Annotated in this window: 20 protein-coding genes; 11 read left to right on the top strand and 9 right to left on the bottom strand. The window is 71.7% G+C overall.

Features of this window, described 5'->3' with window-relative positions:
• The first annotated feature begins 97 nt into the window (after positions 1-97).
• Positions 98-1,312, top strand: coding sequence for a hypothetical protein (locus O0S08_RS47910; RefSeq protein ID WP_269036265.1), 1,215 nt, complete (start codon positions 98-100; stop codon positions 1,310-1,312).
• Positions 1,313-1,407: 95 nt separating this feature from the next.
• Here the strand turns inward: O0S08_RS47910 and O0S08_RS47915 are convergent, their stop codons facing one another.
• From O0S08_RS47915 to O0S08_RS47925, 3 genes are all read right to left on the bottom strand, one after another.
• A complete protein-coding gene (locus O0S08_RS47915) occupies positions 1,408-2,214 on the bottom strand; it encodes a HEAT repeat domain-containing protein (protein WP_269036266.1) in 807 nt (268 codons plus the stop codon).
• A gap of 79 nt (positions 2,215-2,293) precedes the next feature.
• Positions 2,294-2,899 (bottom strand): class I SAM-dependent methyltransferase, encoded by a 606-nt coding sequence (locus tag O0S08_RS47920; protein ID WP_269036267.1) that lies wholly within the window; start codon positions 2,897-2,899, stop codon positions 2,294-2,296.
• On the bottom strand, positions 2,854-3,144 hold the full coding sequence (locus O0S08_RS47925; protein ID WP_269036268.1) for a hypothetical protein: 291 nt from the start codon (positions 3,142-3,144) through the stop codon (positions 2,854-2,856). Before O0S08_RS47925 ends, O0S08_RS47920 begins: the two co-directional genes overlap by 46 nt.
• Positions 3,145-3,219: 75 nt before the next feature.
• On the opposite strand from O0S08_RS47925, the gene dnaX reads away from it, so the two are divergent.
• From dnaX to O0S08_RS47955, 6 genes are all read left to right on the top strand, one after another.
• Complete coding sequence (gene dnaX, locus O0S08_RS47930) at positions 3,220-5,265, top strand: DNA polymerase III subunit gamma/tau (RefSeq protein ID WP_269036269.1); 2,046 nt, start codon at positions 3,220-3,222, stop codon at positions 5,263-5,265.
• An 89-nt stretch (positions 5,266-5,354) separates the two neighbouring features.
• Positions 5,355-5,681 carry a YbaB/EbfC family nucleoid-associated protein gene (locus tag O0S08_RS47935; RefSeq protein WP_224197196.1) on the top strand — a complete coding sequence of 109 codons (327 nt, stop codon included), beginning with the start codon at positions 5,355-5,357 and terminating at the stop codon, positions 5,679-5,681.
• Positions 5,678-6,283 carry a recombination mediator RecR gene (gene recR / locus O0S08_RS47940; RefSeq protein ID WP_269036270.1) on the top strand — a complete coding sequence of 202 codons (606 nt, stop codon included), beginning with the start codon at positions 5,678-5,680 and terminating at the stop codon, positions 6,281-6,283. Before O0S08_RS47935 ends, recR begins: the two co-directional genes overlap by 4 nt.
• 286 nt (positions 6,284-6,569) lie before the next feature.
• A complete protein-coding gene (locus O0S08_RS47945; RefSeq protein WP_269041920.1) occupies positions 6,570-7,043 on the top strand; it encodes a roadblock/LC7 domain-containing protein in 474 nt (157 codons plus the stop codon).
• Positions 7,044-7,052: 9 nt separating this feature from the next.
• Entirely contained in the window at positions 7,053-7,640 is a 588-nt protein-coding gene (locus tag O0S08_RS47950; protein ID WP_267706392.1) for a GTP-binding protein, read from the top strand.
• Between the two features lie 322 nt (positions 7,641-7,962).
• A complete protein-coding gene (locus O0S08_RS47955) occupies positions 7,963-8,835 on the top strand; it encodes a hypothetical protein (RefSeq protein WP_269036271.1) in 873 nt (290 codons plus the stop codon).
• An 844-nt stretch (positions 8,836-9,679) separates the two neighbouring features.
• On the opposite strand, the gene O0S08_RS47960 is transcribed toward O0S08_RS47955, so the two are convergent.
• Positions 9,680-11,428 (bottom strand): tetratricopeptide repeat protein, encoded by a 1,749-nt coding sequence (locus tag O0S08_RS47960; protein ID WP_269036272.1) that lies wholly within the window; start codon positions 11,426-11,428, stop codon positions 9,680-9,682.
• A gap of 120 nt (positions 11,429-11,548) precedes the next feature.
• Between O0S08_RS47960 and O0S08_RS47965 the strand changes: the two genes are divergently transcribed.
• The 4 genes from O0S08_RS47965 to O0S08_RS47980 all read left to right on the top strand — a co-directional run bounded on the left by O0S08_RS47965 (position 11,549) and on the right by O0S08_RS47980 (position 18,828).
• On the top strand, positions 11,549-12,475 hold the full coding sequence (locus O0S08_RS47965; protein WP_269036273.1) for a M48 family metalloprotease: 927 nt from the start codon (positions 11,549-11,551) through the stop codon (positions 12,473-12,475).
• On the top strand, positions 12,475-14,310 hold the full coding sequence (locus O0S08_RS47970) for a dynamin family protein (RefSeq protein ID WP_269036274.1): 1,836 nt from the start codon (positions 12,475-12,477) through the stop codon (positions 14,308-14,310). The genes O0S08_RS47965 and O0S08_RS47970 overlap by 1 nt, the downstream gene beginning before the upstream one ends.
• Positions 14,307-17,360: a dynamin family protein gene (locus O0S08_RS47975; RefSeq protein WP_269036275.1), complete on the top strand. Its 3,054-nt coding sequence runs from the start codon at positions 14,307-14,309 to the stop codon at positions 17,358-17,360. The genes O0S08_RS47970 and O0S08_RS47975 overlap by 4 nt, the downstream gene beginning before the upstream one ends.
• A gap of 793 nt (positions 17,361-18,153) precedes the next feature.
• Positions 18,154-18,828, top strand: coding sequence for a ribonuclease H family protein (locus O0S08_RS47980; protein WP_269036276.1), 675 nt, complete (start codon positions 18,154-18,156; stop codon positions 18,826-18,828).
• A 120-nt stretch (positions 18,829-18,948) separates the two neighbouring features.
• On the opposite strand, the gene O0S08_RS47985 is transcribed toward O0S08_RS47980, so the two are convergent.
• From O0S08_RS47985 to O0S08_RS48005, 5 genes are all read right to left on the bottom strand, one after another.
• Positions 18,949-19,563: an RNA polymerase sigma factor gene (locus O0S08_RS47985; protein ID WP_269036277.1), complete on the bottom strand. Its 615-nt coding sequence runs from the start codon at positions 19,561-19,563 to the stop codon at positions 18,949-18,951.
• A gap of 78 nt (positions 19,564-19,641) precedes the next feature.
• Positions 19,642-20,505 (bottom strand): bifunctional DNA-formamidopyrimidine glycosylase/DNA-(apurinic or apyrimidinic site) lyase, encoded by an 864-nt coding sequence (gene mutM / locus O0S08_RS47990; protein WP_269036278.1) that lies wholly within the window; start codon positions 20,503-20,505, stop codon positions 19,642-19,644.
• Entirely contained in the window at positions 20,489-21,337 is an 849-nt protein-coding gene (rsmA, locus tag O0S08_RS47995; RefSeq protein ID WP_269036279.1) for a 16S rRNA (adenine(1518)-N(6)/adenine(1519)-N(6))-dimethyltransferase RsmA, read from the bottom strand. Before rsmA ends, mutM begins: the two co-directional genes overlap by 17 nt.
• 309 nt (positions 21,338-21,646) lie before the next feature.
• Entirely contained in the window at positions 21,647-22,693 is a 1,047-nt protein-coding gene (gene tsaD / locus O0S08_RS48000; protein ID WP_371879585.1) for a tRNA (adenosine(37)-N6)-threonylcarbamoyltransferase complex transferase subunit TsaD, read from the bottom strand.
• Between the two features lie 11 nt (positions 22,694-22,704).
• Entirely contained in the window at positions 22,705-24,942 is a 2,238-nt protein-coding gene (locus O0S08_RS48005; RefSeq protein WP_269036281.1) for a DUF4388 domain-containing protein, read from the bottom strand.
• Between the last annotated feature and the right edge of the window lie 60 nt (positions 24,943-25,002).

A 25,002-nucleotide genomic window follows, 5' to 3' on the forward strand; every position in this document is an offset into this window, starting at 1 on the left:
CCCGCGAGTCGGCAGTGGGCGGCCTCGCTGTGAGCGCGCGGAGGCAGGGCGGGCGCGCGGGCTGCGATCGCAGGGCGCACGAGGCGAGTGACGCGCGGTGAGTGAGGAGCGACAGCAGGGCCCGCGCGGGCACGCCTCGGCGTTCGTGTGGATGGCCGGGCTGTCGGTCGTGACGCTGCTGCTCGGGGCCACGCGCGAGTTCCTGATCGCCCGCGAGCTGCGGGCCAGCGGCGCGGCCGACCTGTTCTTCCGCGGCCTGGTCGCGGTGTCGGCGGCGCGGATGGTCGGCCTGTCGCTGTACCGCTCGCGGTGGTTCCCGACGTCGCGCGAGGTTTCAGGGACAGTGCTCTTGCGACAGGAACGATGGGTCAGCCTGGCGATGGCCGCGGCCGGGGTGATCGCGCTGCTGGCGATCGTCGGCCCGCGCGCGTGGGGCGACCCGACCGTGTGGGTGTTCGCGCTCGGCGTGACGCTCGCGGTCCACGGCTCGGCGCTCCGCGCCCTGGCCGAGCGGGCCGGGCGAGAGCGCCGCGGCTTCGCGCTCGAGTGGGGCATCCCGCTCGGGACCATCGCGGGGGCCACGCTGCTGCCAGGCGGCGCGCTCGGGCCGTCGCTCGGGCTGGTGGCCGGGCTGGCGGTCGGAGTGGCCGGAGTGTGGCCGACGGCTCGCTGTCCTGGGGGACATGAAACAAAGAACATGCCCCATGAGACACCTGGGAGGACAGCCGCGCTGCTCGTCGACGCGCTGGTGTACGCCAACCTCGGGCTGCTCGACGCGGCCCTGTCGCACCTGTTCCCGGTCGGCGGGTTCGCGCGGCTGAACTACGCCTACCTGTTCGTCAACGCCGCGATCATGGTGCCGTCGGCGGCCGCGACGGTGGTGGCGCTGCGGGCCTCGGCCGGCGACCCCGCGCGGGCGCACTCGGGGCTGCGCCGCTGGGCGGTGCTCGGCGGAGTGGCCGGCGCGGGCGCGGTGGCGGCGGTCGGGCTCCTGTTCGGGTGGGCGCCGGCCGCGGCGACGATCGATCGAGCGATCGGCTGGGACGTGTCCGAACAGACAGGCGTGCTGATCCTCTGGAGCGCGCCGTTCGCCGGGTTGCGCCTGGCCAACACGATCGGCCGCCAGTCGCAGGTGGCCGCCGACCCGCGCGGGCTGCTGGCGTGGGACCTCGGCGGCATCGCCGGGCGGGCGCTGATCTTGGGGTTCGGGGCGGGGCTCGTCGGGCTGATCGCGTCGCCGATCGGGCTGGCCTTCGCCGAGCTCGTGCAGTTGGGCGCGTGGTGGCGCGGGCCGCGACGCAAGGGTGAATGATGGTCGCGAGGGCTCGCCGAGAGCGGCCACTTCTTCGCCTCGCCCGGTGACGACACGTTCGGCAACGGCGCGACTGTGGGGCTCGGTCGCGCGGATCAGGGCGCGAGGCGCCGCATCGTCACGCGGGTCTGTTCGGGCTCGAGATCGACGGCCGTGACGACGCCGTCGCACGGCGCGAGCAGCGGCGCGCCGTCGACGGCGCCCAGCGGATCGCCGACGGCGACGAGCGCGCTCAGGGGGACGTCGAGAGTGACCCGGCCGCGGACCGTCACGACCTCGAGCCGCGCGCCCGGGTGAGGCGCCGGCAAGGGTCGGCCCACACGGGCGCAGATCGTCTCGATCGCGTCGAGCGGAGCGTCGAGGTCATGAGCGGCGACGCGAGCGGTGTAGGCGGCGAGCGCAGGCAGATCGCTCGCGGTGCCCCAGCGGCGCAGGCCCTCGACCGCGGTCGCACGCACCGCGCCGTCGCGGTCGAGCAACAACTTCGCCAGGTGCGGCGCGACCTCGACCTGGCCGCGCGAGAGCAGCGCGTAGAGGGCATGCCAGCGGACCGTGCCCTTGCGATGGCGCAGCCCGACGAACAGGAGCTCGGCCGCGCCCGGGCCGGGGACAGTGGCGACCGCGCTGACGATTTCGGGCCGATCGATCGTCGCCGGGTGCGCGCGGACCTCGTCCAGGAAAACCTGTGGATATGCCGCTGCGAGCTGCTTCAGGCAGGCGCATGCGTCGTTCTCGATCGCGCGGCGGCTCCGGCCCCTGGCCGTGGTGAGGCGGTTCGAGGCCAGGAGCGCCGCGAGGAATTCGCCGACGCCCGCGGGCCCTCGCGCGCAATAAGCAGCGATGGTGCGCTCGGCTTCGAGGCCTCCGAGCGCGGCCAGCAGCGTCGAGAGCGTCGGCTCCACACGCGGAGCATCGCACGCGGCAGCGTCGAAGACTCGCACCGACTTGTCGCCGGAGAGGTCCGGCTCAGGGCGCCGCTGCTCAGCGGGCGACCGCGTAGACCTCGAAGCCGGTGCCGAGGCCGGCGCGGTCGACCAGGCGGGCGACGGGCTCGGCGGCCAGGGCGAGGCCGGCGGACACGGCGCGGGCGGGCAGCGAGCTGCCGAGCATGAAGCGCTGGAAGCCGCGGCTCAGGGCGGCGCGGTCGAGGCCGGAGAAGCTGGTCCAGCGGACCGGGTCGAAGTCGACGGCGCCGAGCAGGGTCTGCAGGCCGCGGCGGCTGAACAGCGACAGGTGGTCGGGCGGGATGACCATCGGGAAGCGGGGCCCCAGCGCCCGCGCCGGCAGGCCCGAGCTCGACGGGGTCGACAGGGCGAGGAAGCCGCCGGGGCGCAGCCACTTGCGGGCCTGCAGCAAGATGTCCTTCGGGACAGCCACGTGCTCGACCACCTCCCACATGGCGACGGCGTCGAAGCGCGGCGCCGGCGGGCCCAGGTCGGAGAACCACACGTCGTGGACCGTGTGGCCGCGGCGGCGCGGGCCCTCGGCAGTGCGGGCGCGGTCGACGCCCTCGACCTGCAGGCCGAGGTCGCGGCAAGCATCTAGAAAATGCCCGGGGCCGCAGCCGACCTCGAGCACCGAACGCACGCCGAAGCGGCGCAAGATGGCGGCGCGCGCGTCGCCCTCGGCCGCATGCGCTGCTCCTGGCCCTCGGCGCTGGGGTGATAGTCGGGCGCGAGGTAGAGGGTCTCGAGCGCCTGCGGGTCGGGCAGCGGCGTGACGAACACGGTGGCGCAGCGGCGGCAGCGGGCGTGGTCGAAGTCGCGGACGCGGAACGCGAAGTCGGCGTGAGGGCCGTCGCAGGCCGGGCACAGGCGGACCGCCGAGTTCACGCCCTCCTGATTAACACGGGCGGCGGAGGCTCGCCAGCCCGCCGGTGCCCCCGGCGTGCTAGGGTTCGGGCGCCCGTGGCTTACGTCGTCCTCGCCCGCAAGTACCGCCCGCAGCGCTTCGCCGACCTCGTCGGCCAGGAGCACGTGACGCGCACGCTGGCGAACGCGATCGCCCACGACCGGGTCCACCACGCCTACCTGTTCTGCGGCGCGCGCGGCCTCGGCAAGACCACCGCCGCCCGGCTTTTGGCCAAGTGCCTGGTGTGCGTCAAGGGGCCGACGATCGACCCCTGCAACGAGTGCAGCGAGTGCGTCGCGGTCACCGAGGGCCGCTCGGTCGACGTCATCGAGATCGACGGCGCCAGCAACAACCGCGTCGAGGATGTTCGCAACATCCGCGAGCAGGTCCGCTACCTGCCGCAGACCGCCCGGCGGAAGATCTACATCATCGACGAGGTGCACATGCTGACCGGCTCGGCCTTCAACGCGCTGTTGAAGACGCTCGAGGAGCCGCCCCCGCACGTCACCTTCATCTTCGCCACCACCGAGGTCCACGAGCTGCCGGCGACGATCCTCTCGCGAGTGTCGCGCTTCGACTTCCGCCGCCTGTCGAGCGCGCAGCTGGTCGGCCACCTCAAGTCGATCCTCGCCCGCGAGGGCGTCAGCGTCGAGGAGGCCGGCCTCTACACGGTCGCGCGCGCCGGCGACGGCTCGGTCCGCGACTCGCTCACGCTCCTCGACAAGGTGATCGCCTTCGCCAGCGACACCGGAAAGATCAGCGCCGAGGAGGTCCGGGTGGTCCTCGGGGTCCCGAGCACGCTCGCGGTCGCCGGCCTGGTCGAGGCCGTGCTGGCCCGCGACGCCACGCTGACCCTGCGGCGCTTCGACGAGATCTTCACCTCCGGGCAAGATCTCCTGGCCCTCGCGCTGGAGCTGCTCAAGCACCTGCGCGACCTCACCGTGGTCAAGCTGACCGGCAGTCGCGATGTCCTGCTCGACGCCTCCGACCAGGAGTTCGAGCACCTCACCCGCCAGGCCGCGGATGTCGACGCGACCGCGCTGTCGCAGCTGTTCGACCGCTTCACCCGGGTCGTCGACGCCCTCCCGCGCACGCGCGTGCCGCGGCTCGTGCTCGAGATGGGGCTGCTCGACCTGGTCCACACCGAGCCGCTCATGCCGCTCGGCGATCTCATCGATCGCCTGGAGCAGATCTCTGCCCCAGGTCACGGCGGTGGGGGCGGCGGGTTCGCACCCGGAGGTCCGGCGGCGCGCGGTGGTGGTGAGGCGCCGCGACCTCAACGCTCGACCCCAGATTTTCCCGCGCGCCCGCCCCAGCGCGCCGCCGCACCCGACATCGACAGCTTTCTGGCGCAGCTGAAGCCGCCTGGCGCAGCGGGGCCGTCGCAGCCCGCGGCACCGCCGCCGCAATCGGCGGGTCCGCCGCAACCGGCAAGCCCGCCGCAGCGCCCGCCCGACATGCCGCGGGAAGCCGCCCGTCCGGCTCCGGCTGCCTCGCCGGTCCCCCAGCGGCGCCCGGAACCAGCGCCGGCGACCTTCGCTCCACCCACGCCGGCGGCCTTCGCTCCGCCCGCGCCAACCCCTTCGGCGCCGGCTCCCTCCGTCCCGCCGCAATCGGCAACCCCGACGGCCGAGGCGTGCGCCGTCTGCCCCGGCAGCCCGCGCGAGGCCAACGGTGCGGCGATCCCCTGGGCCAGCCTGCCGCCGTTCACCGCCTGGGAGGAGTTCTTGAACCGGATGCGGCGCGAGGAGATGGCGATCTTCGCCATCCTGGCCGAATTCGGGCTCCTGAGCGTCGACCAGGGGATCGTTCGCCTGGTCGGCAGCAACTATTACCGTGACATGCTCCAGAAGCACCGCGGGCAGATCGACGAGGCGCTGCATCTGCATATGGGGATGCCGTTCCGCCTCGAGCTGATCGAGGGCGAAGCGACGCCCCCGGAGACGCCGAGCCTGCGGCAGATCGAGCGCCAGCGTCAGGAGGCACTGCAGGCCGAGGTGCTGCAGGAAGCCAAGGCGCACCCGCAGATTCAGGCGCTCCTGGCCCAATTCGAGGGTCAGCTCAAGCAGGTCCGGCCGCTGGTCGCGCCGCAGGCCAAGTGAGCAATCCGGCCCGGGAATTGGCGCTCACGGCAAGCCGACAGGCCTTTGGACCTGTGCCCCGGAGCTTTCCGGAGTAGGATGAACCCATCATGAGCGAGTTTGACCTCGGAGCGATGATGCGGCAGGCGCAGGTTTTGCGCCAGCAGCTTGAGAGCATGCAGCAGAACCTCGACCACGAGGTGGTCGAGGGCAGCGCGGGGAGCGGCCTGGTCAAGGCCAAGGCATCGGGGACGCAGCGGCTCATCAGCATCGAGCTCGCCCCGGCGGCGATGACCGAGGACCGCGAGATGGTGCAGGACCTGATCGTCGCGGCGGTCAACAACGCGCTCGATAAGGCCAAGTCGCTGCAGCAGCAACGGGTCGGCAACCTGATCCCCCCCGGCATGATGGGCCCCGGCGGCTTCCCTGGGCTGTGAGCGGCGACGACGCGCAGAACCCCCTGCAGCGCCTGGCGGCGCTGCTGACCCGGTTGCCGGGCATCGGCGAGAAGACGGCGATGCGCCTGGCGCTGTCGCTGGTCAAGGCCAACGGCGACTACGTGGCCGCGCTGGCCGAGGCGATCGCCGGGGTCCATCGGCAGCTCGGGCTGTGCGAGGTCTGCTTCGACCTGTGCACCGGCGGGACGTGCGAGCGCTGCCGGGACTCGCGCCGCGACACTGGCACCATCTGCGTCGTCGCGCAGCCGCAGGACCGGATGGCCATCGAGCGGACCGGCGCGTACCACGGGCTTTACCACGTGTTGCATGGGGTACTCGACCCGCTCGGCGGAGTCGGACCCGACGAGCTGCGGGTCAAGGAGCTGCTGCGGCGGCTGCAGGGTGACAGCGTCCGCGAGGTCATCGTCGCCACGAGCCCCAACGTCGAGGGCGACGCCACCGCGGTCTACCTGGCGAAGTTGCTGCGTCCGCTGGGCGTACAGGTATCAAGGATCGCCAGCGGGGTCGCCGTCGGCGGAGAGCTCGAGTACGCCGACATGAACACCTTGAATCGGGCGCTCGCGGATCGGCGCGCGCTGTAGGGCCCGAGGACGCGCGGAACGACTCGCCTCGAGACGCGGGTCGGTCGGGGTTCCCGATGCCCACGCGCGCCATGGCCGCGTCACGCGGTCAGAGCGCCGCGCGCTCGCGTGAGCATGCGACGACCCTGAACGTCGGGCCACGGTCATGGAGAGGCTTTGCGCCGGCTTTCGCTCGAGGCTGCCATCCGTGATGGACTTGCCCGAATGACTTTGTTACGGTTTTGGCGCCCATGGACATAGGTCCGGGTCCCCACGTCGAGCCTCAGGAGTCTCACCCTTGAACCCGCTGAATCCCCAGCTCGTGATGTATGAAGAGGAGCAGAAGCAGATCCAAGCGATCGCTGAGCGGCTCCATCAGGACTCGCGAGCGAGAACGATTCTCCTCATCGACAAGAACGGACAGCTCGTCGCAGCCGCGGGCGACAGCGCCGCCCTCGACACGACCTCGTTGAGCTCTCTGGTGGCCGGCAACGTCGCGGCGACCGGTGGCATCGCTCAGCTGTTGCGCGAGGACGAGTTCACCGCCCAGTTCCACGAGGGCAAGGGCATGTCGATCCACATGTCCCTGGTGGGCCGGCGGATCATCCTGGTCGTCCTGTTCGACAAGAACACGACGCAGGGACTGGTCCGTCTCCGCGTCAAGAGGGCCCAAGACGAACTCGTGCCGATCTTCGAGGCGCTGGCCAAGAAGGTGACCACGCAGTCGGCGCCCTTCGCGGAGATCACCGATCAGGACATCGACAACCTGTTCAACGACTAGCGAGAACCGATGTCGTTCATCAACTACAGTTCGCGCGAGATCAACTGCAAGCTCGTCTATTACGGGCCTGGACTCTGCGGCAAGACGACGAACCTGCAGTACATCTACAACAAGACGCGTCCGGAGGCGAAGGGCAAGATGATCTCGCTCGCCACCGAGACCGAGCGGACCTTGTTCTTCGACTTCCTGCCCCTCAGCCTCGGCGAGATCCGCGGCTTCAAGACGCGCTTCCACCTGTACACCGTCCCGGGTCAGGTGTTCTACGACGCGAGCCGCAAGCTGATCCTCAAGGGCGTCGACGGCGTGTGCTTCGTCGCCGACTCGCAAGACGCCCGCTACGACGCCAACATCGAGAGCCTCGAGAACCTGCGCATCAACCTCCAGGAGCAGGGCTACGACCTCGACAAGCTGCCGTACGTGATGCAGTACAACAAGCGCGACCTCCCGAACGCGATGTCGATCGAGGAGCTGTCCGCGGCGCTCAACCCGACCCGCGTCCCCGAGTTCGAGGCGATCGCGCCGAACGGCCAAGGCGTGTTCGACACGCTCAAGGCGCTCGCAAAGCAAGTGCTCGCCGAGCTGCGCAAGGGCACTTGACCCCGTGCGAGCGCCGCTCGCCGTCTGTATTTCAGGACATGTTGAATCGGACAGGTCTCTTGCGACAGCCACGTGCCGTTCGTCGGCGCCCGTCGCGTGGAGCGTCCACATGGAGATTAAAGTCACAGCCATGGGGCCGCGACTGCAGGAGATGACTCTCCCGCCGCGAGACACCGAGCGCTCGGACGACGCGTTCCCCGCCCTTACGGCCGCGAGAGGCCAGAATTAACCAGTTGGAGCGCCTCTAACGCTGTGTATTATCCCCTCGTGTGGTCCGCGCCCAGCCCCGCGCGAGCCGCCTGACCGAAGCGGAAGCCCAATCATGGCCACGGAAGAATGGATTCAGGAGTCCCTCGCGCGGCTCGAGAGCCTCGAAGAGGAGCGAAAGAAGCACGAGGACGCGCTGGAAACCGCCAGCGACCCCGCCACGCTCCGCATGCACACGCAGGCCGTCGAGCGGCTCGAAGTGAAGATCCGGGCGCTGTACGCCGAGCTCGAGGCCGTCGCCGCGCAAGACGGCGGTGACGAGGCCGAGGCCGATGACGACAGCACGGCGGACGAGGACCTCGACGACGCGTCCCCCTCCGAGCCCGAGCCGGTTCGTGCCGCGCCCGCCCGCCCCGCCGCTCCCGCGGCTGCGCCCTTCTCCTCGCCCGCGGCCGCGCCGTTCAGCTCGGCACCCGCTGCCGCGCCGTTCAGCTCGGCCCCCGTCTCGCCCTTCGGCGACGCGCCCACCTCGGCCCCGTTCAGCTCGCCTCCTTCCGACACTCCCGCGTTCACCTCGTCGCCCGCCGCGTCGTTCGACGCCGGCGACGACCACGAAGGCGGCGGCTCGGGCAGCAAGATGGGTCTCATCATCGGCCTCGTCCTCGTCCTCGGCGGCGTCGGTGCCTACTTCGCCTTCGGTCGCAAGCCCGTAGAGGAGACCCCGCCGCCCGCCGCTCCCACGGAGCTCAAGGTGATCAAGAGCGGCGAGGTCCCGCCCGACACGCAGGGCCCCCGCACCGCCAAGGGCGGCGACATCGACGCGACCCACGGCGCGCACATCAAGGAGACCGATCGTCGCACTGGCGGCGGCGGTGGCGGTGGTGCCAGCAGCAGCAGCCCGCCCTCCTCGACCGAGCCGAAGAAGAAGAAGGAAGACAAGGCCACCAAGATCGAGTCGACCGACGACCCGCTGGCCGGCATCCGCTGATCCTCGCGCGGCTCGCCGCCGCCACTGCCTCAAGGGCCATGTCGCTTCCGACATGGCCCTTCGTGCATCTGGAGTTCGAGCCGTCGCCGCCGCGCAGAATCACCGCGGGCGCGCAAACTGTCCGTGGATATCCGGAGCGACACGACCAGCACTGCCCACCGGCTGCTCGCTCTCCGCATCGCGCCACTCGGGACACGGCCGCTTCGCGAGAAGCGCGAGTGCTCGAGGCACTCCAGTACTCAACGCGGAGGGTCGCTCGTGGTTCCGCGGACGGACGTCGGTAGCGGCGACGGCGATGGATGCTCCTCGAGCTTGCGACGCTGCGAGGAAGGAAGTTCCGATCGCTCGAGGAGTCCCGGCAGCGCCCCACCTCGGCCCGCGAGCACGAGACGCGCGTGCCTTCGTCCGCCCGCGTCGAGCGACGAGCACGACGTCTCTGCTTCTTCTCGTCGGTCTTCGGAGTCGGCGGCGCGCGGAAGACCGGCGCAGGGCCGGCGGGGTTCGGCGGCCGCGTGTGAGCACGAGACGCGCGTGCCTTCGTCCGCCCGCGTCGAGCGACGAGCACGACGTCTCTGCTTCTTCTCGTCGGTCTTCGGAGTCGGCGGCGCGCGGAAGACCGGCGCAGGGCCGGCGGGGTTCGGCGGCTGCGTGTGAGCACGAGACGCGCGTGCCTTCGTCCGCCCGCGTCGAGCGACGAGCACGACGTCTCTACTTCTTCTCGTCGGTCTTCGGAGTCGGCGGCGCGCGGAAGACCAGCGCAGGGCCGGCGGGGTTCGGCGGCTGCGTGTGAGCACGAGACGCGCGTGCCTTCGTCCGCCCGCGTCGAGCGACGAGCCCGACGTCTCTACTTCTTCTCGTCGGTCTTCGGAGTCGGCGGCGCGCGGAAGACCGGCGCGGGCCCGGCGGGGTTCGGCGGCGGCGTCGAACCGATCGCGGGCAGGTCGAGCCGCGTCGTACCGCGCGTGGGCAGACCGGTGCGTGGCATCGCCGGCGCGAACGGAGCGCCTGCGGGCGGCGCAGCGACGTTGTTGAGCGAGGGCAAGTTCGGAGCCGGCGGCTTGCTCGGCTCGTTGGTCGGCAGCACGCCGAGCAGCGTCTGACGCCGGCGCATCACCGGCGCGTCGTTGTCGGCCTTGGCCTCGGGCGCAGCGACCGGCGGCGTCACCGGCCCCGGCATGAACAGCGACGTCGCGCGGGGAGCCGGAGCAGGCGGCGGAGCAGCAGCAGGCGCGGGCTTCAGATCCGGCGCAGGACCGGGCGTGAACGGCATCGTCCCGCCGACGCGCGGTGCCCCGATGATCGGCGGCGCGACCGGCAGCGGCGTGTTGCCGATGTCGGGCACGATGAGGCTCGGCGGCGCGGCCGGAACGGCGGGCACCTCGGTCGACAGCGCCGCAGCCACCGAATCGATGCGAGACTTCGAGTCGTCGCTGTTCTTGTCCTTGAACAGCTCCGACAGCGGCGTCGCCGAGATGTGCGGCGTCGAGAACAGATCGATCTCGAGACCCGGACGCGGCGCGTCGGGGTCGCGCTCGATCGGCGCCGCGGGCCTCACCGGCTCGGCTACGGGCACCGGCACCGACGCATGCGTCGCCGCCTCGGCGGGCGCGAACCTCCGCGTCGGCTCGGCGGTCTCGGAGCGCGACTCGTTCATCCCAGCCTCGCTCGCGGTCGGCTCGCCGCCGCCGCCGATCTCGCCCGACACGATCTCGCTGGCGGCCGCCTCGCTCGAGACCACGATCGTCGTGCGCCGCGAACGCGCGCGACGCTCGCGGCGGAGCTGCGCCTCGAGGTAGTCCTGCAGACCCTTGCGAGCGCGCTTGATCAGGTCGTCCGTCACCGAGTCGGGCGCCACGTCCTTGATCGCGATCTGCACCTGCTCGAGCACCACCGACGCCTCGTCGATGCGCTCGAGCTTCTGCAGCGCGAGCGCCTGCGCGGCGACGATCCGCGGGTGGTCGCCGATGGTCTTGCGCGCGGCCTCGATGTAGCTCAGCGCCTGCTTGAACTTCTTGCTCTCGATCAGCAGGACGATGCCGAGGTCGAGCTGGTCGCGCGGGCCGAGCAGGTTGGCCTGCGTCAGCTTCTGCAGCAGCTCGCGGGCCTTGGTGCGCTCGCCGGCGACCACGTGCGCGTGGGCCTGCGCGCTGATCAGCATCACCGCCTCGGGCTGCCCGCACAGCTCGGCCGTCTCGGCGAAGCCGGCCGCGGCCGCATGTCCGTCGCCGAGCTTGAGGTTGAGCAGCGCGAGCTGCAGCGTGCGCCAGCCGGCCGGCGCGAACAGGCGGACGATCGGCCGCTGCGGCAGCTCCGTGAGCAGCTCGCCGGCGCGAGAGCGATCGGCGGCCAGGACCTCGCGGCCGAGCTGCTCGAGCCGGCTCGTCACCAGGCCCGGCAGCAGCAGGAACACGCCGAAGCCGGCGAGCACGAAGCTGACGCGCAGCGCGGTCGACGACATCAGCAGCCCGACCAGGATCAGCACCCCCGGCACGGCCCATTGCACGACCTTCCCCTGGACGGGGCGGGCGCTCCGCAGCCAGAGGTGCTGCGGGACCACGACGGCCGGGAGCTCGCTGTGTTTGGGACCTGCCATGAGTTATCCGCAGCCGGGCATACCTAGATCGGCGCAGCCCTGCAAGCTAGTTTGCGCCCTCTCCGGCTTTTCGGCCGGACCGGCGACAGATCGCGTGGCACGCCTGCTAGAATCGCTCCGGTGAGCTCCCCACTCGACCTCGGCCGCTTCGTCCAGCGCCGTCAGCTCCGCGGCTACGAGCAGGACCTCGCCCGCGCCAGCTACGCCTACGGCGTCGATCTCCGCCGCTTTCAGTGGCTCAGCCACTCGTTGGCGGCCCAAACCGCCATGCGCGCGCTCGAGTTGCGGTGGAGTGAACATGCGACGTCGCTGATGACCTCGGGGGACCTACAGTACCCCGAAGGTGCCGACAGTCTCCCGATTCTGCAAGAGCTCATCCAGATCGCCGAGCTCTTGCACGCCGGCTTACCCGGCATCCGCTTCGTCTCTGCGAAGGGCCGCGCGTCCGGTATGTGGCCGCTCGTGGCGCCGCTCGCCAACTCTCGCGGCGGCGACGCGTGGCTCGTCCTCGACCGCGACCGCCTACAAGCCGAGCCCCCGGGCGTCCGCGCCTTCTTGCTCGCGCAGGGCCTCGCTCACCTGCAATGCGGCCACGGCGGCCTGTTCATGGCACACCTCATGAGTGCGCGCGACCGCGTCACCCACGGCCTCGTCCGCGCCTTGCTCCGCTCGTGGAGTCAGGTCGCCGTCTTCTCGGCCGACCGCGCCGGCCTGCTCGCCGCGGGCGAGCTCGAACCCGCCTTGCAAGCGCTCGATCCGCGCGGCCGGCCGCAGCCCGACTGGCTCCCCGCTTTCTCGCCGCGACCCGAGCGCGAGCGCGCCCTGCGGGAGTTCGAACGCAGCCGCGTCGTCGCGCGCATTCGCTCGCAGCAACACCTCCGCCGCGAACAAACCTCGCCCGAGGAGATCGTCGCGGCCCTCGAAGCCAGCGAGGCGACCGGCGCCGCTGCGCAGCCGGCGGACGCACCCGCCGCCGAGGTCCCGGCCGACGCCTGGCCGCTCGCGCGCTGTGATCAGCGCCTCACCACGCGACTGAGGCTCCTGTGATGACGAGCTCCCCTTCGGCTCCCGTTTCCTCCGCCCTCCTCCACCTCGCCGACGGCCTGCGCCGAGCGGCCGACCAGCTCGGGCTGCCGCGCCTCGGCGCCCAGGTCGTCGAGGAGACCACCCGCCGGCTGACCGAGTCGCGCCTGCGGGTCCTCGTGCTCGGCGAGATCAAGCAGGGCAAGAGCACCCTGATCAACGCCATCCTCGGCGAGGCCTTGCTGCCCACCGGCGTCACGCCGACCACCGGCGCGGTCGTCCAGCTGGTCCGCGGCGACACCACCGAGCGCCGGCTCCACGGCCCCGCCGGCGCCGAGGTCCTCGCGCCCGAGCGGTTCGCCGAGCTCGCGCGCGGCAAGTCGCCGATCGAGGGCTCACTGGTCGTCACCACCACCAGCGAGCAGCTCCCGCCGGAGCTCGAGCTGATCGACACCCCCGGCATCAACGACATCCTCCGCCTGCGCACCCTCATCAGCCGCGGTGAGCTGCCCCGCGGCGACGCGCTGCTGCTCGTCCTCGACGCCACACAGGTGCTCAAGCGCACCGAGCTCGCCTTCCTGCGCGACGCCCTGATCGCCGTCGGCGGGCTCGGGGACAGCGGGGCCACGTTGTTGCTCGCGCTCAACCGCGTCGACCTGATCCCCGAGGCCGAGCGCCCGGCTGTCCTTTCGCACATCCAGGCCCAGCTCGCGAGCATGATCCCCGGCCCGCTCGAGATCTTCCAGACCGACGCGCGCACTGCGGTCAAAGATCCGGCGAAGGACAGCCTCGGCGTGCGCGAGGTGCTGCGCCTGCGCGAGCGCCTCAAACAGCTCGCCGGCCAGACCCGCGACCTGTCGCCGCCGCGCGCCCGCACCTACCTGCTGCGCAACGCCGACCTCCTCGCCCACCACGCCGCCACGTTGGCTCGCGCCCTGCGGCTCGAGCACGCGGCAGTCCGCGACGAGCTGGCCGCAGTGCGCAAGGCCTTCATCGAGCAGCAGCTCGACGTCGAGCAGCAGCGCGCCACGATCGCCACTCGCCGCGGCGAGATCGTCGAGCGCACGCGCGAGCACCTCGCCAACTTCCGCGGCGAGCTCGAGGAGGCGATCCTCAAGCAGCTCGAGCGCCCCGACCTGCGCATCACCGCCGAGCTGCTGCCGACCGCCTCGCAGGACGCGCTCATGCACTTCGTCTACAGCGAGGCCGAGCGCCTGCGCCTCGCGCTCGAGGGCCTCACGCGCGAGGTCATGCAGACCTGCGGCGAGCAGGCCCAGCGCCGCCTCGCCACCGCCATGCTCAGCCTCGGTCTGCGCGGCCCCGTCATCCACATCCGCCCGCCCTCGGTGTTCGTGGAGGCCGGCACCCTCGCGGTCGGCGTCGCCGGCACCGCCGTCATGTACTTCGGCAACATCGTCACCGGCCTGGTGATGACCGTCGCCGCCCCGCTGGCCACCATGGTCCTGCGCGAGCGTTCGGTCCGCGAGGTCCGCACCGCCGCGCGCGCCAGCGTCCCGCCGGCGCTGGCCACCGCCTTCGGCGACCTCGAGTCGGCGCTGGTCCGCGCCGTCGACGACCACGTCGCCACGCTCGAGGAGATCCTCGTCCTCGCGCACGGTCAGCTCGGCGACCAGCTGCAGTCCCTGCTGCAGCGCGTGATCGACCTCGACGAGCACGCCGCCCTGCCGCCCGCCGATCCGCCGCAGGCGCCCGCGAGCGAGCCCGCCACACAACCTGTCTCTTCAGCCAGCGAGGCGCGCAAGACCGCAGCCGCCGAGCTCCGCGCGCTCGAGCCCCGCCTGGCCGACCTCCGCGCGCAGATCGCCGCGGTCCCGATCGCCCCCGAGCACGCGCGATGAGCAGCGACGACACCCGCAAGCCCAAGGACGAAGACAAGAACCCGCTGCGCTCGATGGGCTCCGCCCTCGGCGGCTGGGCCAAGCGCATGGGCACGATCCTCAGCGAGGTCGCCCAGCAAGGCCCGCCCGAAGAGGTCGCGCGGGCGCTCGCCCAGGCCCGCGAGCTCGGCCTCGTCGGCGACTACGCCGGCGCCGCGCAGCGCCTGCGCGAGCCGCTGGTGCAGCGGCCGAATGATCCTCACCTCAAGCTCGCCCTGGCGATCACCCGCGTCTCGCAGGTCCTCACCGGCAACGCGCACCTCAGCGTCCTGCTCGAGCTCTCCGAGCCGCAGAGCAAGCGCGGCGAGCGAGCCCTCCCCGAGACGCTCGCCGAGGCCGCGCGCCTGGTGTTGCGCGACGAGTTCGACCCCGCGCTCGACCAACTCCGCCGCGGCCGCAAGCTGGTCGAGGACGCCGCCGAGCCGGCGATCCACGACGCCCGCTTCCTCCTCAACCTCCTCACCACGCTCCTGCAGATCCGCCGCGGCCGCTTCGAGCGCGCGCTGCTCGAGTTCCAGCGGGCTCGCGCGCGCCTGCCCGAAGGGACACGTGGTCCGCTGCGCGCGTTGCTGGTCCGCGAGGGCGCGCAGCTGCTGCTCGCCGAAGATCACCTCGACGAGGCGATCGCCTGGCTCACGGGCGAGGCCGACCTCGGCAACACCGCCGCCGAGGTCGACCTCGGCACCGCGGCCGCGCGCGCCTACCTCGCCGTCGCCCTGGCCGCCAAGGGCGATCGCGTCGGCGCCGAGGCCGTGCGCGCGAAGCTCTCAGCCCGGCCCGAGTGGGAGGAGCACCTCGTCCGGATCCACCTGTGCCTCGGGACAGGTGCCGAGGCGCGCACCCTCGCCCTCCGGCACCTCCAGCAGGACCCGCAGAGCCCGCGGCGCAAGCGGCTGTGGGCCCTGTCCGAGGTCGCGGCCTGGCCGGTCGGTGGTTGCGACGCCACCCCGTCGATCCGCTCGACCGTGCTCGACGCCCTCGTCGACGCCGCCTCCTCGGCCGCCGGCGAGCGGCAGGAGCGTCACCTCCACGAGCTCGCCCACGTCGCCCTGCGCGCCGACCTCCTGTCCGATGGGACAGTCGCGCTGATCCGCCGGCGCCTGCAGGACGGGGCCGCCTCCGCCGCCGAGGAGCTGCGGCTCGTCAACGCCCGCCGGCGCATGCAGGACAACGACGAGCGCGCCGCCGACGACTTCCTCCCCGGTCCGCCGCCGCGCTTCCGCAGCCAACCCGACCTCGGCGGCCCCTTCGGCCCCGACGAGATCTCCCCCCTGCGCGACGCCAGCCAGCGCCTCGGCGTCCTGCGCGGCCAGCGGGCCCTGGCCTCCGCCGAGTTCTGCCTCAAGAGCCATGTCTCGGGGGACAGCCAGCCCGTCAACCTCCACGAGGCCGCGCAGGAGTACCTGGTCGAGGTCCTCACCGAGGCCCCCGAACACGAGCGAGCCCGGGCCCTCCTCGCCCAGCTCGCGCAACCACTTCAGAGCAACCGGCTCGAAGATCTGCTGGCCGCCGCCACCGCCCTGCTGGCGGCGATCCCGAGCCGCGTCCTCGGCGTCCCGATCACCGGCGTCGCCGACGCCCTCTCCGGCGTGATCGCGGCGCGCGAGCGCCTGGCCCGTCCGCTCACCATCGCCGTCATGGGCGAGTTCTCGTCGGGCAAGAGCACCTTCGTCAACGCGCTGCTCGGCGAGGTCGTCGCGCCGATGGGCGTGCTGCCGACCACCACCACCATCAACTTCTTCCGCCGCGGTCCCACGGGCGGCGCGCGCGTGCACTACCGCGACGGCAGCATCAGCACGGTCGCGCGCGGCGAGGTGCACACCTTCCTGCGCGGCCTCGACGACGTGGCGGCGAGCCGGGTGCGGCACATGGAGATCGAGCGCACCTCGGCGCGCATGGGCGAGGCGGCGGTGGTCGACACGCCGGGCCTCAACGCGCTCGACGGCTTCCACGAGCGGGTCGCCCGCGAGTTCGTCGACGAGGCCGACGCGATCATCTGGATCTTCTCGGCCACCCGCGGCGGCGCGGCCTCCGAGGCGGGTGTCCTCAAGAGCATGCGCGCCGACGGCCGCCAGGTCCTCGGCGTCCTCAACAAGGTCGACACCCTCGACCCCGAGGAGCGCACCGAGCTCACCGACTACCTCAAGCAGCAGTTCGGCGACGTCCTGCTCGACATCATCCCCGTGTGCGCGAGCGAGGCGCTCGAGCTGCGCACCGGCTCGGCCGACCCGGAGGCGCGCCACGACGATCCGTTCCGCGCCGTCGAGGACGCGCTGGAGAAACACTTCCTCGCCCACGCGCGCGAGCTCAAGCGTTCGCTGGCCGCCCGCCGCCTCGGCGACGCGCTCACCCGCACCGCCGCCGCAGTCCGCCACGCGATCGCCGGCCTCGAGACCAAGGCCAGCCAGAGCGGCCCGGTCGGCTCCGACCCGGCTCACCTCGAGGCCCGCCTCGTCGCCCTCGGCGACAAGGTCTACGGCCAACTGCTCGCCCTCGACGACCTGCTCACCCGCGAGTGCCTGGCCCTCGGCGTGCTCCGGGCCGGCGCCGGCGGCAAGATCCTCGTCACCGAGCAGGACGTCACCTACCTGACGGCTGTCCTTCGGGACAGCATCCTGCGCGCCCTCCAGGCCGACCTCGGCGAGCTGTCCCAAGAGCCAGGCTCCGACGCCTTCTCCGACATCCTCGCCGCGCGCCTGGTCCCGTGGGCCCAGGGTTATCTCGACAGCCTCGAGTCGTCCGGCTTCATCGCCTCGCTGATCCACGAGCACGGCCACGGCGTCGCCAAGGGCGAGGCGGCCCTGCGCGAGCGCTACCGCAGCGCCCTCGCCCCGGTCGCCGCCAGCTGGCGCAAGTTCATCCGCGGCCAGGTCCGGTCGATCCGCCAGAGCATCGCGCAGATGCAGCACCGCACCGCCTCCGCCCCCAGCGCCGAGGCCCTGCGCCTGCGCGCCACCACCCTCGCCGGCGTCGACGCGCTCCTCTCCGGCCTCGAGCAAGTCGCCCCGTGAGCTGGGGCCTCGCACTCTGACGCCCCACATCCTGGCGACCGCGAGCGAGTGCTGCGGGAGCCAGGAGAGCAGCAGCACGGCCGGGCTCGCAGGACGACGAGATGTTGCCCCGCGAGGATGTCGAGCATCCCGCTCGTCGCTAACGGCAGCACGGCCGGACTCGCGCGACGACGAGATGTTGCCCCGCGAGGATGCAGTCGTGCATCGTCGCCAGCGGCAGCGCGGCCGGGCTCGCTAGACGACGAGATGTTGCCCCGCGAGGATGTAGTCGTGCATCGTCGCTAGCGGCAGCACGGTCGGACTCGCGGGACGACGAGATGTTGCCCTGCGAAAATGCGGTCGTGCATCCCGTTCGTTGCGAACGGCAGTACGGCCGGGCTCGCGAAACGACGAGATATTGCCCTGCGAAAATGCGGTCGTGCATCCCGCTCGTTGCGAGCGGCAGTACGGCCGGGCTCGCGAGACGACGAGATGTTGCCCTGCGAGGATGTCGAGCATCCGCTCGTCGCGTGCTCGCGGCGAGCCGGACACCCCCGGCGCCACCTGCCTGCTGCGGAGCTGGCGGTCCCCGATGGCCGGAGTCGCCGCCGCGCCGGCGACAACGAGTCGAGCTCACGAGCACCGCGCGCCGCCCGCGACCTCCCTCGAAACTCGCCCTGTGCCGTCCAGCCCGGCGCTACTACAGCCTCGCTGCTCCGCGAGGCACCTGCCACCGCGCTGCCCGTCAGCGACGGGGCTCTATTCCGCGCCGGCGGCGATGCGCTATTGTCCGGCCTCGAGCAGGTCGCCGCGCATGAGCCTTGAACACACCTGGCCCGCCTGGGGCCTCGACGAGGCCGGTCGCGGCCCGATCCTCGGACCGATGACTCTGGCGCTGGTCGCCCTCGACGCTGCCGCGGCCACCGAGCTGCGGAGCCTCGGCGTCCAGGACAGCAAGCGCTTCGGAGCAGGTCCCAAAGCACAGGAACTTCGGGCCAGCCTCGCCGTCGAGATCCGCCGCCTCGCGCGGGTCTGCGTGTGCGTCGAGATCCACGTCGACATCATCGACGAGCACACTTTCCGCGGCCAGCTCAACGTGCTCGAGCAGCGCACCGCGCTCAAGCTCCTGGCCGACGCCGGCGCCCCCGAGGACGCCCACATCATCGCCGACGGCTGCCGGATCTTCACGCCCCTGCAGCGCAGCTATCCGCGCCTGTGCGCGGTCGACAAGGGCGAGTCGGCCCACGTCTCGGTCGCCGCGGCCTCGATCGTCGCCAAGCACGCGCGCGACGAGGCCTTCGCCGCCATCGCCGCCCGCTACGCCGCCGAGTTCGGCCCGATCGCCGGCGGCGGCTACCTCAACGCCGCCACCCGCCGCTTCCTCGACGCCTACAACAAGGTCCACGCCCGCCTCCCGCCCGAGGCCCGCAAGAGCTGGGGCGCCGAGAAGGTCGACGCCGGCGATCAGCTCTCCCTCATGGCCGACTGAAGCCTTGACTGCCTTGACTGTCTTTATGGGCATGTTCATAAGGACATGCCCATAAAGACATTCCCGTAAAAGCATGTTCTGACGAGCATGCGCTCTCGGACATGCCCGAAGAGCCAGCCATCACAGGTTGAAGTCGGCCAGGTCCTGTCGCAGCTTCTCGAGCGCGTAGCGCATGCGGCTCTTGACCGTGTTCTCGGGCGCCCCGACGATCTCGCCGATCTCTTTGAAAGAGAGCCCGTTGATCTGGCGCATCAGGAACACCTCGCGCTGGTCTTCGGGCAGCAGGTCGATCGCGCGGGCGATCCGCTGGCGGATCTGCGGGGCCGCCGCGCGTTCGTCGGTGGGCACGTCGTCGGCCGCGACCGTCTCGACCATCGCCGGGCCCTCGTCGTCCATCCCGCGGCGCGGCGTGTCGAGCGAAGTCGTGCGACGGAATTTGGCGCGGCGGCTCTCGTCCACGCACAGGTTGCGAGCGATCGTGTAGAGCCAGGTCGTCAGCTTGGCCGTGCGCTCGTAGCGGTCCTTTGAGCGGACCACGCGGAGGAACACCTCCTGCAGCAGCTCTTCGGCGCGGCTGCGGTTCTGCACGCTGCGCAGCAGGAAGTTGAACAGCCCGCGTCGGTGGCGCGCGACCAGCTCTTCGAACGCCCGCGCGTCGCCGTCGCGGAAGCTCAGCATCAGCGCCTCGTCGCTGCGCGGCTCGGGCGGGCGGCCGTTGCGGTGCGGGTCGTCCATGCCTTTGGAGGGCGGCCCTCAGTGTGCGCCCACCGCCAGCACTATGGCAAGACTCAGGCCAGAACGGCCGGGGGCGACTCAGCGGACCAGGCGCGTGCGAGGTCGCGGCTGGCAGCGCGGGCAATACGCCCCGCTGCGACCGCCGGACACGAAGCCGACCAGGGCCGCGCCGCAACGCGGGCAGGGTTCGTCGGCGCGGCCGTAGACCCGGAGGTCGTCCTGGTTGCGACCCACTTCGCCCTCGACGTTGCGGAAATCTTTGAGCGTCGTCCCGCCGTTGTCGATCCCTCGCTGCAGCACCGTCACGATCGTCCCCGCGAGTCGCTCCCACGCGCTCGCGTGCAGCCGCTGCGCCTCGACCATGGGGAAGATCCCCGCCGCGAACAGCGCCTCGACCGCATAGATATTGCCGAGCCCGGCCACCGCCTCCTGGTCGAGCAGCGCGTCGCGGATCGGTCGGCGCGACGCTCCCAGCCGTTCGGCCAGCATCGCCCCGCCGAAGCCGCGATCGAGCGGCTCGGGGCCGAGCGCCCCGAGCGGTTCGCTGGCCATCAACTCGGCGAGCGGCCCGGCCCGCAGCCCGCCGAAGCGCCGCGGGTCGACCAGCCGGACCTCGCGGTCGTCGGCCATGCGCAGCGCGAAGTGAGTGTGCACCACCTTTGGCTGCGCCGCCGTCGTCACCCCGCAGCGCCCGCTCATCCCGAGGTGGATCACCAGCCCGTTCGCCTCGGCGCCCGGCCCCGCGAACTCCCACACGATGTACTTGCCGCGCCGGCGGATGTCCTTCGGGACATTACCCTTGAGACAGTCGAGATTCTCCTCCGCCCAGCTCTTGCCGACCCGCAGCTTGTACGAGCTGCGCCACACCTCGACCACCGGCGCGCGCAGGTTCGCCGCTTGGAGCCCGCGGCGGACCGACTCGACCTCAGGCAGCTCCGGCACCGGCCGCCTCCCTCGCGCGCTGCAGCGCCGCGAATTGTTCCGGCCCCAGCGTCTCCGGCCGCACTCCCGGATCGATCCCCGCCGCCGCGCACCACGCCTGCGCCTCCGCCCGGCTGCCGAGCGCCGACAGCGAGTTGACCAGCACCTTGCGCCGCTGCTGAAACGCCGCGCGCACCAGCTGTCGCAGCCCCGCCTCGTCGGCCACCGCGCCCAGCGGCTCCGGCCGGGCGTCGAGGCGGATCACCGCCGAGTCGACGCGCGGCGCCGGCAGGAAGCAACCTCGCGGCACGTTGCGCACCCGCGCGATCGTCCGCACCCGCGACAGCACCGCAGTCACTCCGCCGTAGTCGTCGTCGCCGGGGCGCGCGCACAGTCGGTCGGCGACCTCCTTCTGCACCATCACCACCCACGGCCCCGCCGCCGGCGCCTGCTCGAGCAGCGCGAACAGCAGCGGGCCCGTCAGCTGGTACGGCAGGTTGCCGACGATCGCCACCGGCTCCGGCTGCCCGGCGATCGCCGCCGCGTAATCGAAGCGCACCGCGTCGGCCTCGTGCAGCACGAAGTTGGGCCGGTCACCGAGCTCCGCCCGCAGCACCGCGCACAGATCGCGGTCGCGCTCGATCGCCCACACCTCCGCGCCCGTCGCCAGCAGACGGTCCGTCAGAGTCCCGAGGCCCGCCCCGATCTCGATGACCCGTCGCCCCGGCCGCGCCCCGCTCGCCACCGCGATCGCAGCGTGCACCTCGGCCGCGATGAGAAAGTTCTGCCCCCAGCTGTGGCGCGCGTGCAGGCCGTAGCGGCGGAGCAGCGCTCCCGGCGAATCGATCGTCATCCCCGCACCTCGACCTGTCCCTGCGGACACCTCTTAAATTCTGTCCTCAGGACCAGCTCCATCATGCGCCCGCTCCGCGACTCGACCTGTTCCCGCCTGTACTTCGCGGTACCTGTCCTCGGAACCAGGTCGTTCTTCGCGCCCCGGGCTTCGACCTGCCCCTGCAGATTCCTCGCAGCACCGGTCCTCAGGACCAGCTCAGCCATCGCGCCGCGCCCGCCCCAGCCGTGCGGTGCCCGCCTCGCCCTCGCAGCTTGCGCGCCAACCTGTCCCTGCGGACATCTCTTAAAACCTGTCCTCGGGGCCAGCTCAGCCATCGCGCGCCCTTCCTTCGTCGAGCGCCAGGCTCGCATAGACCTCGACCGGCGGCTCACGGCGCAGCCCTGCCGCCCAGCGGAGGGCCGCGGCCCCGCCGATCATCGCCGCGTTGTCGCCGCAGTAGCGCAGCGGCGGCGCGCGCAGCACGAAGCCGTCGCGGCTCGCCGCCTCGGCCAGCGCCGCTCGCAGCCCGCGGTTCGCCGACACCCCGCCGACGATCGTCACCAGCGACGTCCCCACGCGCCGACGCGCCACGCGGAGCTTCGCCACCAGCACCGACACCACCGCAGCCTGGAACGACGCGCACACGTCCGCCAGCGCCTGCCGCGACGACGGCTGCCCGTGTTGATCGACGTACACCGCCACCGCCGTCTTGAGGCCCGAGAACGAGAACTCGAGGTTGTCGCGCGATCCGAGCATCGCCCGCGGGAACGGCACTGCGGTCGGGTCGCCCTCGGCTGCCAGCCGATCGATCACCGGACCGCCGGGGTACCCGAGTCCGAGCAGCTTCGCCGCCTTGTCGAACGCCTCGCCGGCCGCGTCGTCGCGCGTGCTGCCCAGCACCTCGTAGCGGCCGAGCGCCTGCACGTGCACCAGCTCGCTGTGCCCGCCCGACACCGACAGCGCCAGGTGCGGCGCGAACTCGGCGGGCGGCGCGTCCGCGTCGCCGAGGAACGGCGACACCAGGTGACCTTCCATGTGGTGCACGCCGACCAGCGGCAGACCTGTCGCAAGGGACAGGCCACGCGCCAGCTGCACCGCGACCAGCAGCGCCCCGACCAGCCCTGGCCCCTCGGTCACGCCGATCGCATCGAACCACTCGAAGCCGACGCCCGCGCGCGCCAGCGCTTCGCGGACCACCGGCACCGCCGCAGTCAGGTGATGCCGGCTCGCCAACTCCGGCACCACCCCGCCGAACTGCGCGTGCAGCTCGACCTGCGAGGCCACCACGCTCGCGCGCACGAACAGCCCCTCGACCACGGCGCAGGCCGTCTCGTCACAGGACGACTCGAGCGCGAGGATGCGGGGAGCGGCCATCGACCACGGGGTCACGGCGCAGGGAGCTTGCGCTGGAGCGAGCGCAACTGCGTGCGGACCGTGGTGGCGTAGCGCGCCTTGGGGTCGAGTTCAAGGTAGCGCTCGTATGCGTGGACCGCGGTAGCGACCTCACCGAGCTCCTCTGCGATCACCCCGAGAGCCAGCTGCGCGTCGGCCAGGTCGGCATCGGCCTCGACCGCGGCCTTGGCCGCCGGCAAGGCCTCCGCGAACTTCCCCTGATCGAGGCGCGCGTTGGCCAGCAGCGTCTGCGCCTCCGCATAGCGCGGCGCCTCCGTCACCAGCTCCACCAGAGTCGCCTCGGCATCCTTCGCCTTGCCGTTCTTATACTGCTTCTGCGCCGCCTCGAGCTTCGCCTGCTGCTCCGGCGAGATCACCGACGCGGCCTTCGGCTCGGTCGTCTCCGGCGGCGTCTCCGCCTTGACCGGCTCCACCTTCGTCGGCGGCTCGGGCGCCGGCTTCGTCTCCTGTGTCACCGGCTCCGCCTTCGCGGGCTCCGCTTTCACCGGCGCCGCCACCGGCTCCGGCGCCTGCGTACTCACCACCGCCGGTGCTGGCCTGTCCCTTGGGACATCTGCAGAACTCGGCCGCCACTGCAGCGCCGCCACCGCTGCCGCCGTCCCGACCGCCATCAACCCCCACGGCCACAGCGAGCGCCGCCGCGGCACCTCTTCCGCCGCCACCGCGAAGTTGGCCGCCGACAGCTGCGACGGCGCCGGCGCCGGGTTCACCCCCGAGTTCATCGCCAGCGTCTGCGCCACCAGATCGTTGAGCCGACCCAGGTCGGCCGCGCTGTCGGACAGCAGCGGTTGATTGCCGCTGTGCGACGGCTCGAACGAACTGATCGTCGGGATCGCCCCGCTGTGCTCGCGCTTGCGCACGATCACCGACGACGACGGCCGAGCCCGCGGCGCCGGCACGTCGCGCGGCATCACCAGCTCGCCGACGGCCTCGGCGCTCGGCGCACCCATCGGCGACGCGATCGTGAACGGGCCCAGACGGTCGGTCACGCGGTCAGGATGACCCACGCCCCCCTCGTCTGGCGAGTCACCTGGCCCGTGAGACTCATCAGGAATGCCGCCGACCAGCACGTCGTCGTGCTCCGATCCGCTGGCTCCGGGGAACGGCTGCGGATACGCCGGCAGCGGCGGCAAGTCGGCGACCGCCACCGGCGGAGGCGTGACCTGCTCGGACGGGATCTGGATCGCCATCGACGTCGCCCTGTGTAAATCCCACAGCTCGAGGTTGCCGTCGACGGGCGTCTCCTGCGACCGCTCCTCGAGCGACGATTCGTGCGGCTCGAGCAGCAGCCCCTTGAAGTAGAGCTCGCTGACGATCTCGAGCGCCTCGAGGTCGTCGAGCCCGGAATCGTCGATCGCCTGGATGATCGTCCGCTTGGCGTTGAAGCGGCGGAGGATCGTCTGCTCCTTCGGCGTCAGCTCCGCGTCCGACTTCGTCGCCAGGTTGGTGTCGACGATCAGTACGTGGTCGAGCGGCGGCAGGCCCTCGAGCAACCGGCCCCACTCGTCGACGCGGCGCATCCCCTCCATCAGCAGGCTCTGCGTCGACTCCTCGATCGTCGGCACCCGGCTGATCGACTTGAACTCGACCTCGAAGCGCCCATCGCTCAGCCCGAGCAGGCGGAACACCGCCGCGTCGGCCTGCAGGCGCCCCATCTGCGCATCGATCAACCGCCCGTCGCGGAACCACACCGTCGCCGGCCCGAGGTCCGTCTCGAACTCGATCGCCCCGCTCTTGCGGGAGATCTCGATCGTCTGCATCAGGTCGACGATCGCCATATCGGCGAGCTGCCCGCTGAACTTGGTGCGCGCGTCCTTCTTGCCGATCCGCTCCTGCTGCTTTCTTTGCAGCAGCATCTTCACGCGGACCATGATCTCTTTGACGTAGATCGGCCGGGTCAGGTAGTCGTCGACGCCCAGCTCGAGCCCGTGCACCTTGTCTTCCAGCTCGGTGGCGCTGGTGAGGAAGATGAAGGGGATCTGGCCCCACTTCGCGTGGCTCTTGACGATCCGGCAGAACTCGAAGCCGCTACCGTCGGGTAGCCGCGTATCCGACACGATCAGCTCGGGGTCCGTCAGGTCGAGGAACTGCAGCGCCTGCAGCATGTTCTCGGCCGCGGTGATGCTGTAGCCGGCCTTGCGGAGGCTGACCTCGAGCACCCGCCGCGTCCGTGAGTCGGCGTCGACGATCAGCAGGTTCTGCCGGGCCATGTGCCTTCACCTGCACGGGAATTTAGGGCCCCCCGGCTCCTCGACGCACCCGCTGCCCCC

The organism is Nannocystis punicea, from assembly GCF_026965555.1.
GTDB classification, from domain to species: Bacteria; Myxococcota_A; Polyangia; order Nannocystales; family Nannocystaceae; genus Nannocystis; species Nannocystis punicea.

Excerpts from the sequence above, each read along its gene's own strand:
- O0S08_RS47980 (WP_269036276.1), top strand. The coding sequence starts at position 18,154 with ATGAGCCTTGAACACACCTGGCCCGCCTGGGGCCTCGACGAGGCCGGT.
- O0S08_RS47985 (WP_269036277.1), bottom strand. The coding sequence starts at position 19,563 with ATGGACGACCCGCACCGCAACGGCCGCCCGCCCGAGCCGCGCAGCGAC.
- O0S08_RS48005 (WP_269036281.1), bottom strand. The coding sequence starts at position 24,942 with ATGGCCCGGCAGAACCTGCTGATCGTCGACGCCGACTCACGGACGCGG.
- O0S08_RS47955 (WP_269036271.1), top strand. The coding sequence starts at position 7,963 with ATGGCCACGGAAGAATGGATTCAGGAGTCCCTCGCGCGGCTCGAGAGC.
- O0S08_RS47935 (WP_224197196.1), top strand. The coding sequence starts at position 5,355 with ATGAGCGAGTTTGACCTCGGAGCGATGATGCGGCAGGCGCAGGTTTTG.
- rsmA (WP_269036279.1), bottom strand. The coding sequence starts at position 21,337 with ATGACGATCGATTCGCCGGGAGCGCTGCTCCGCCGCTACGGCCTGCAC.
- O0S08_RS47960 (WP_269036272.1), bottom strand. The coding sequence starts at position 11,428 with ATGGCAGGTCCCAAACACAGCGAGCTCCCGGCCGTCGTGGTCCCGCAG.
- O0S08_RS47970 (WP_269036274.1), top strand. The coding sequence starts at position 12,475 with ATGACGAGCTCCCCTTCGGCTCCCGTTTCCTCCGCCCTCCTCCACCTC.
- O0S08_RS47950 (WP_267706392.1), top strand. The coding sequence starts at position 7,053 with ATGTCGTTCATCAACTACAGTTCGCGCGAGATCAACTGCAAGCTCGTC.
- O0S08_RS47975 (WP_269036275.1), top strand. The coding sequence starts at position 14,307 with ATGAGCAGCGACGACACCCGCAAGCCCAAGGACGAAGACAAGAACCCG.
- tsaD (WP_371879585.1), bottom strand. The coding sequence starts at position 22,693 with ATGGCCGCTCCCCGCATCCTCGCGCTCGAGTCGTCCTGTGACGAGACG.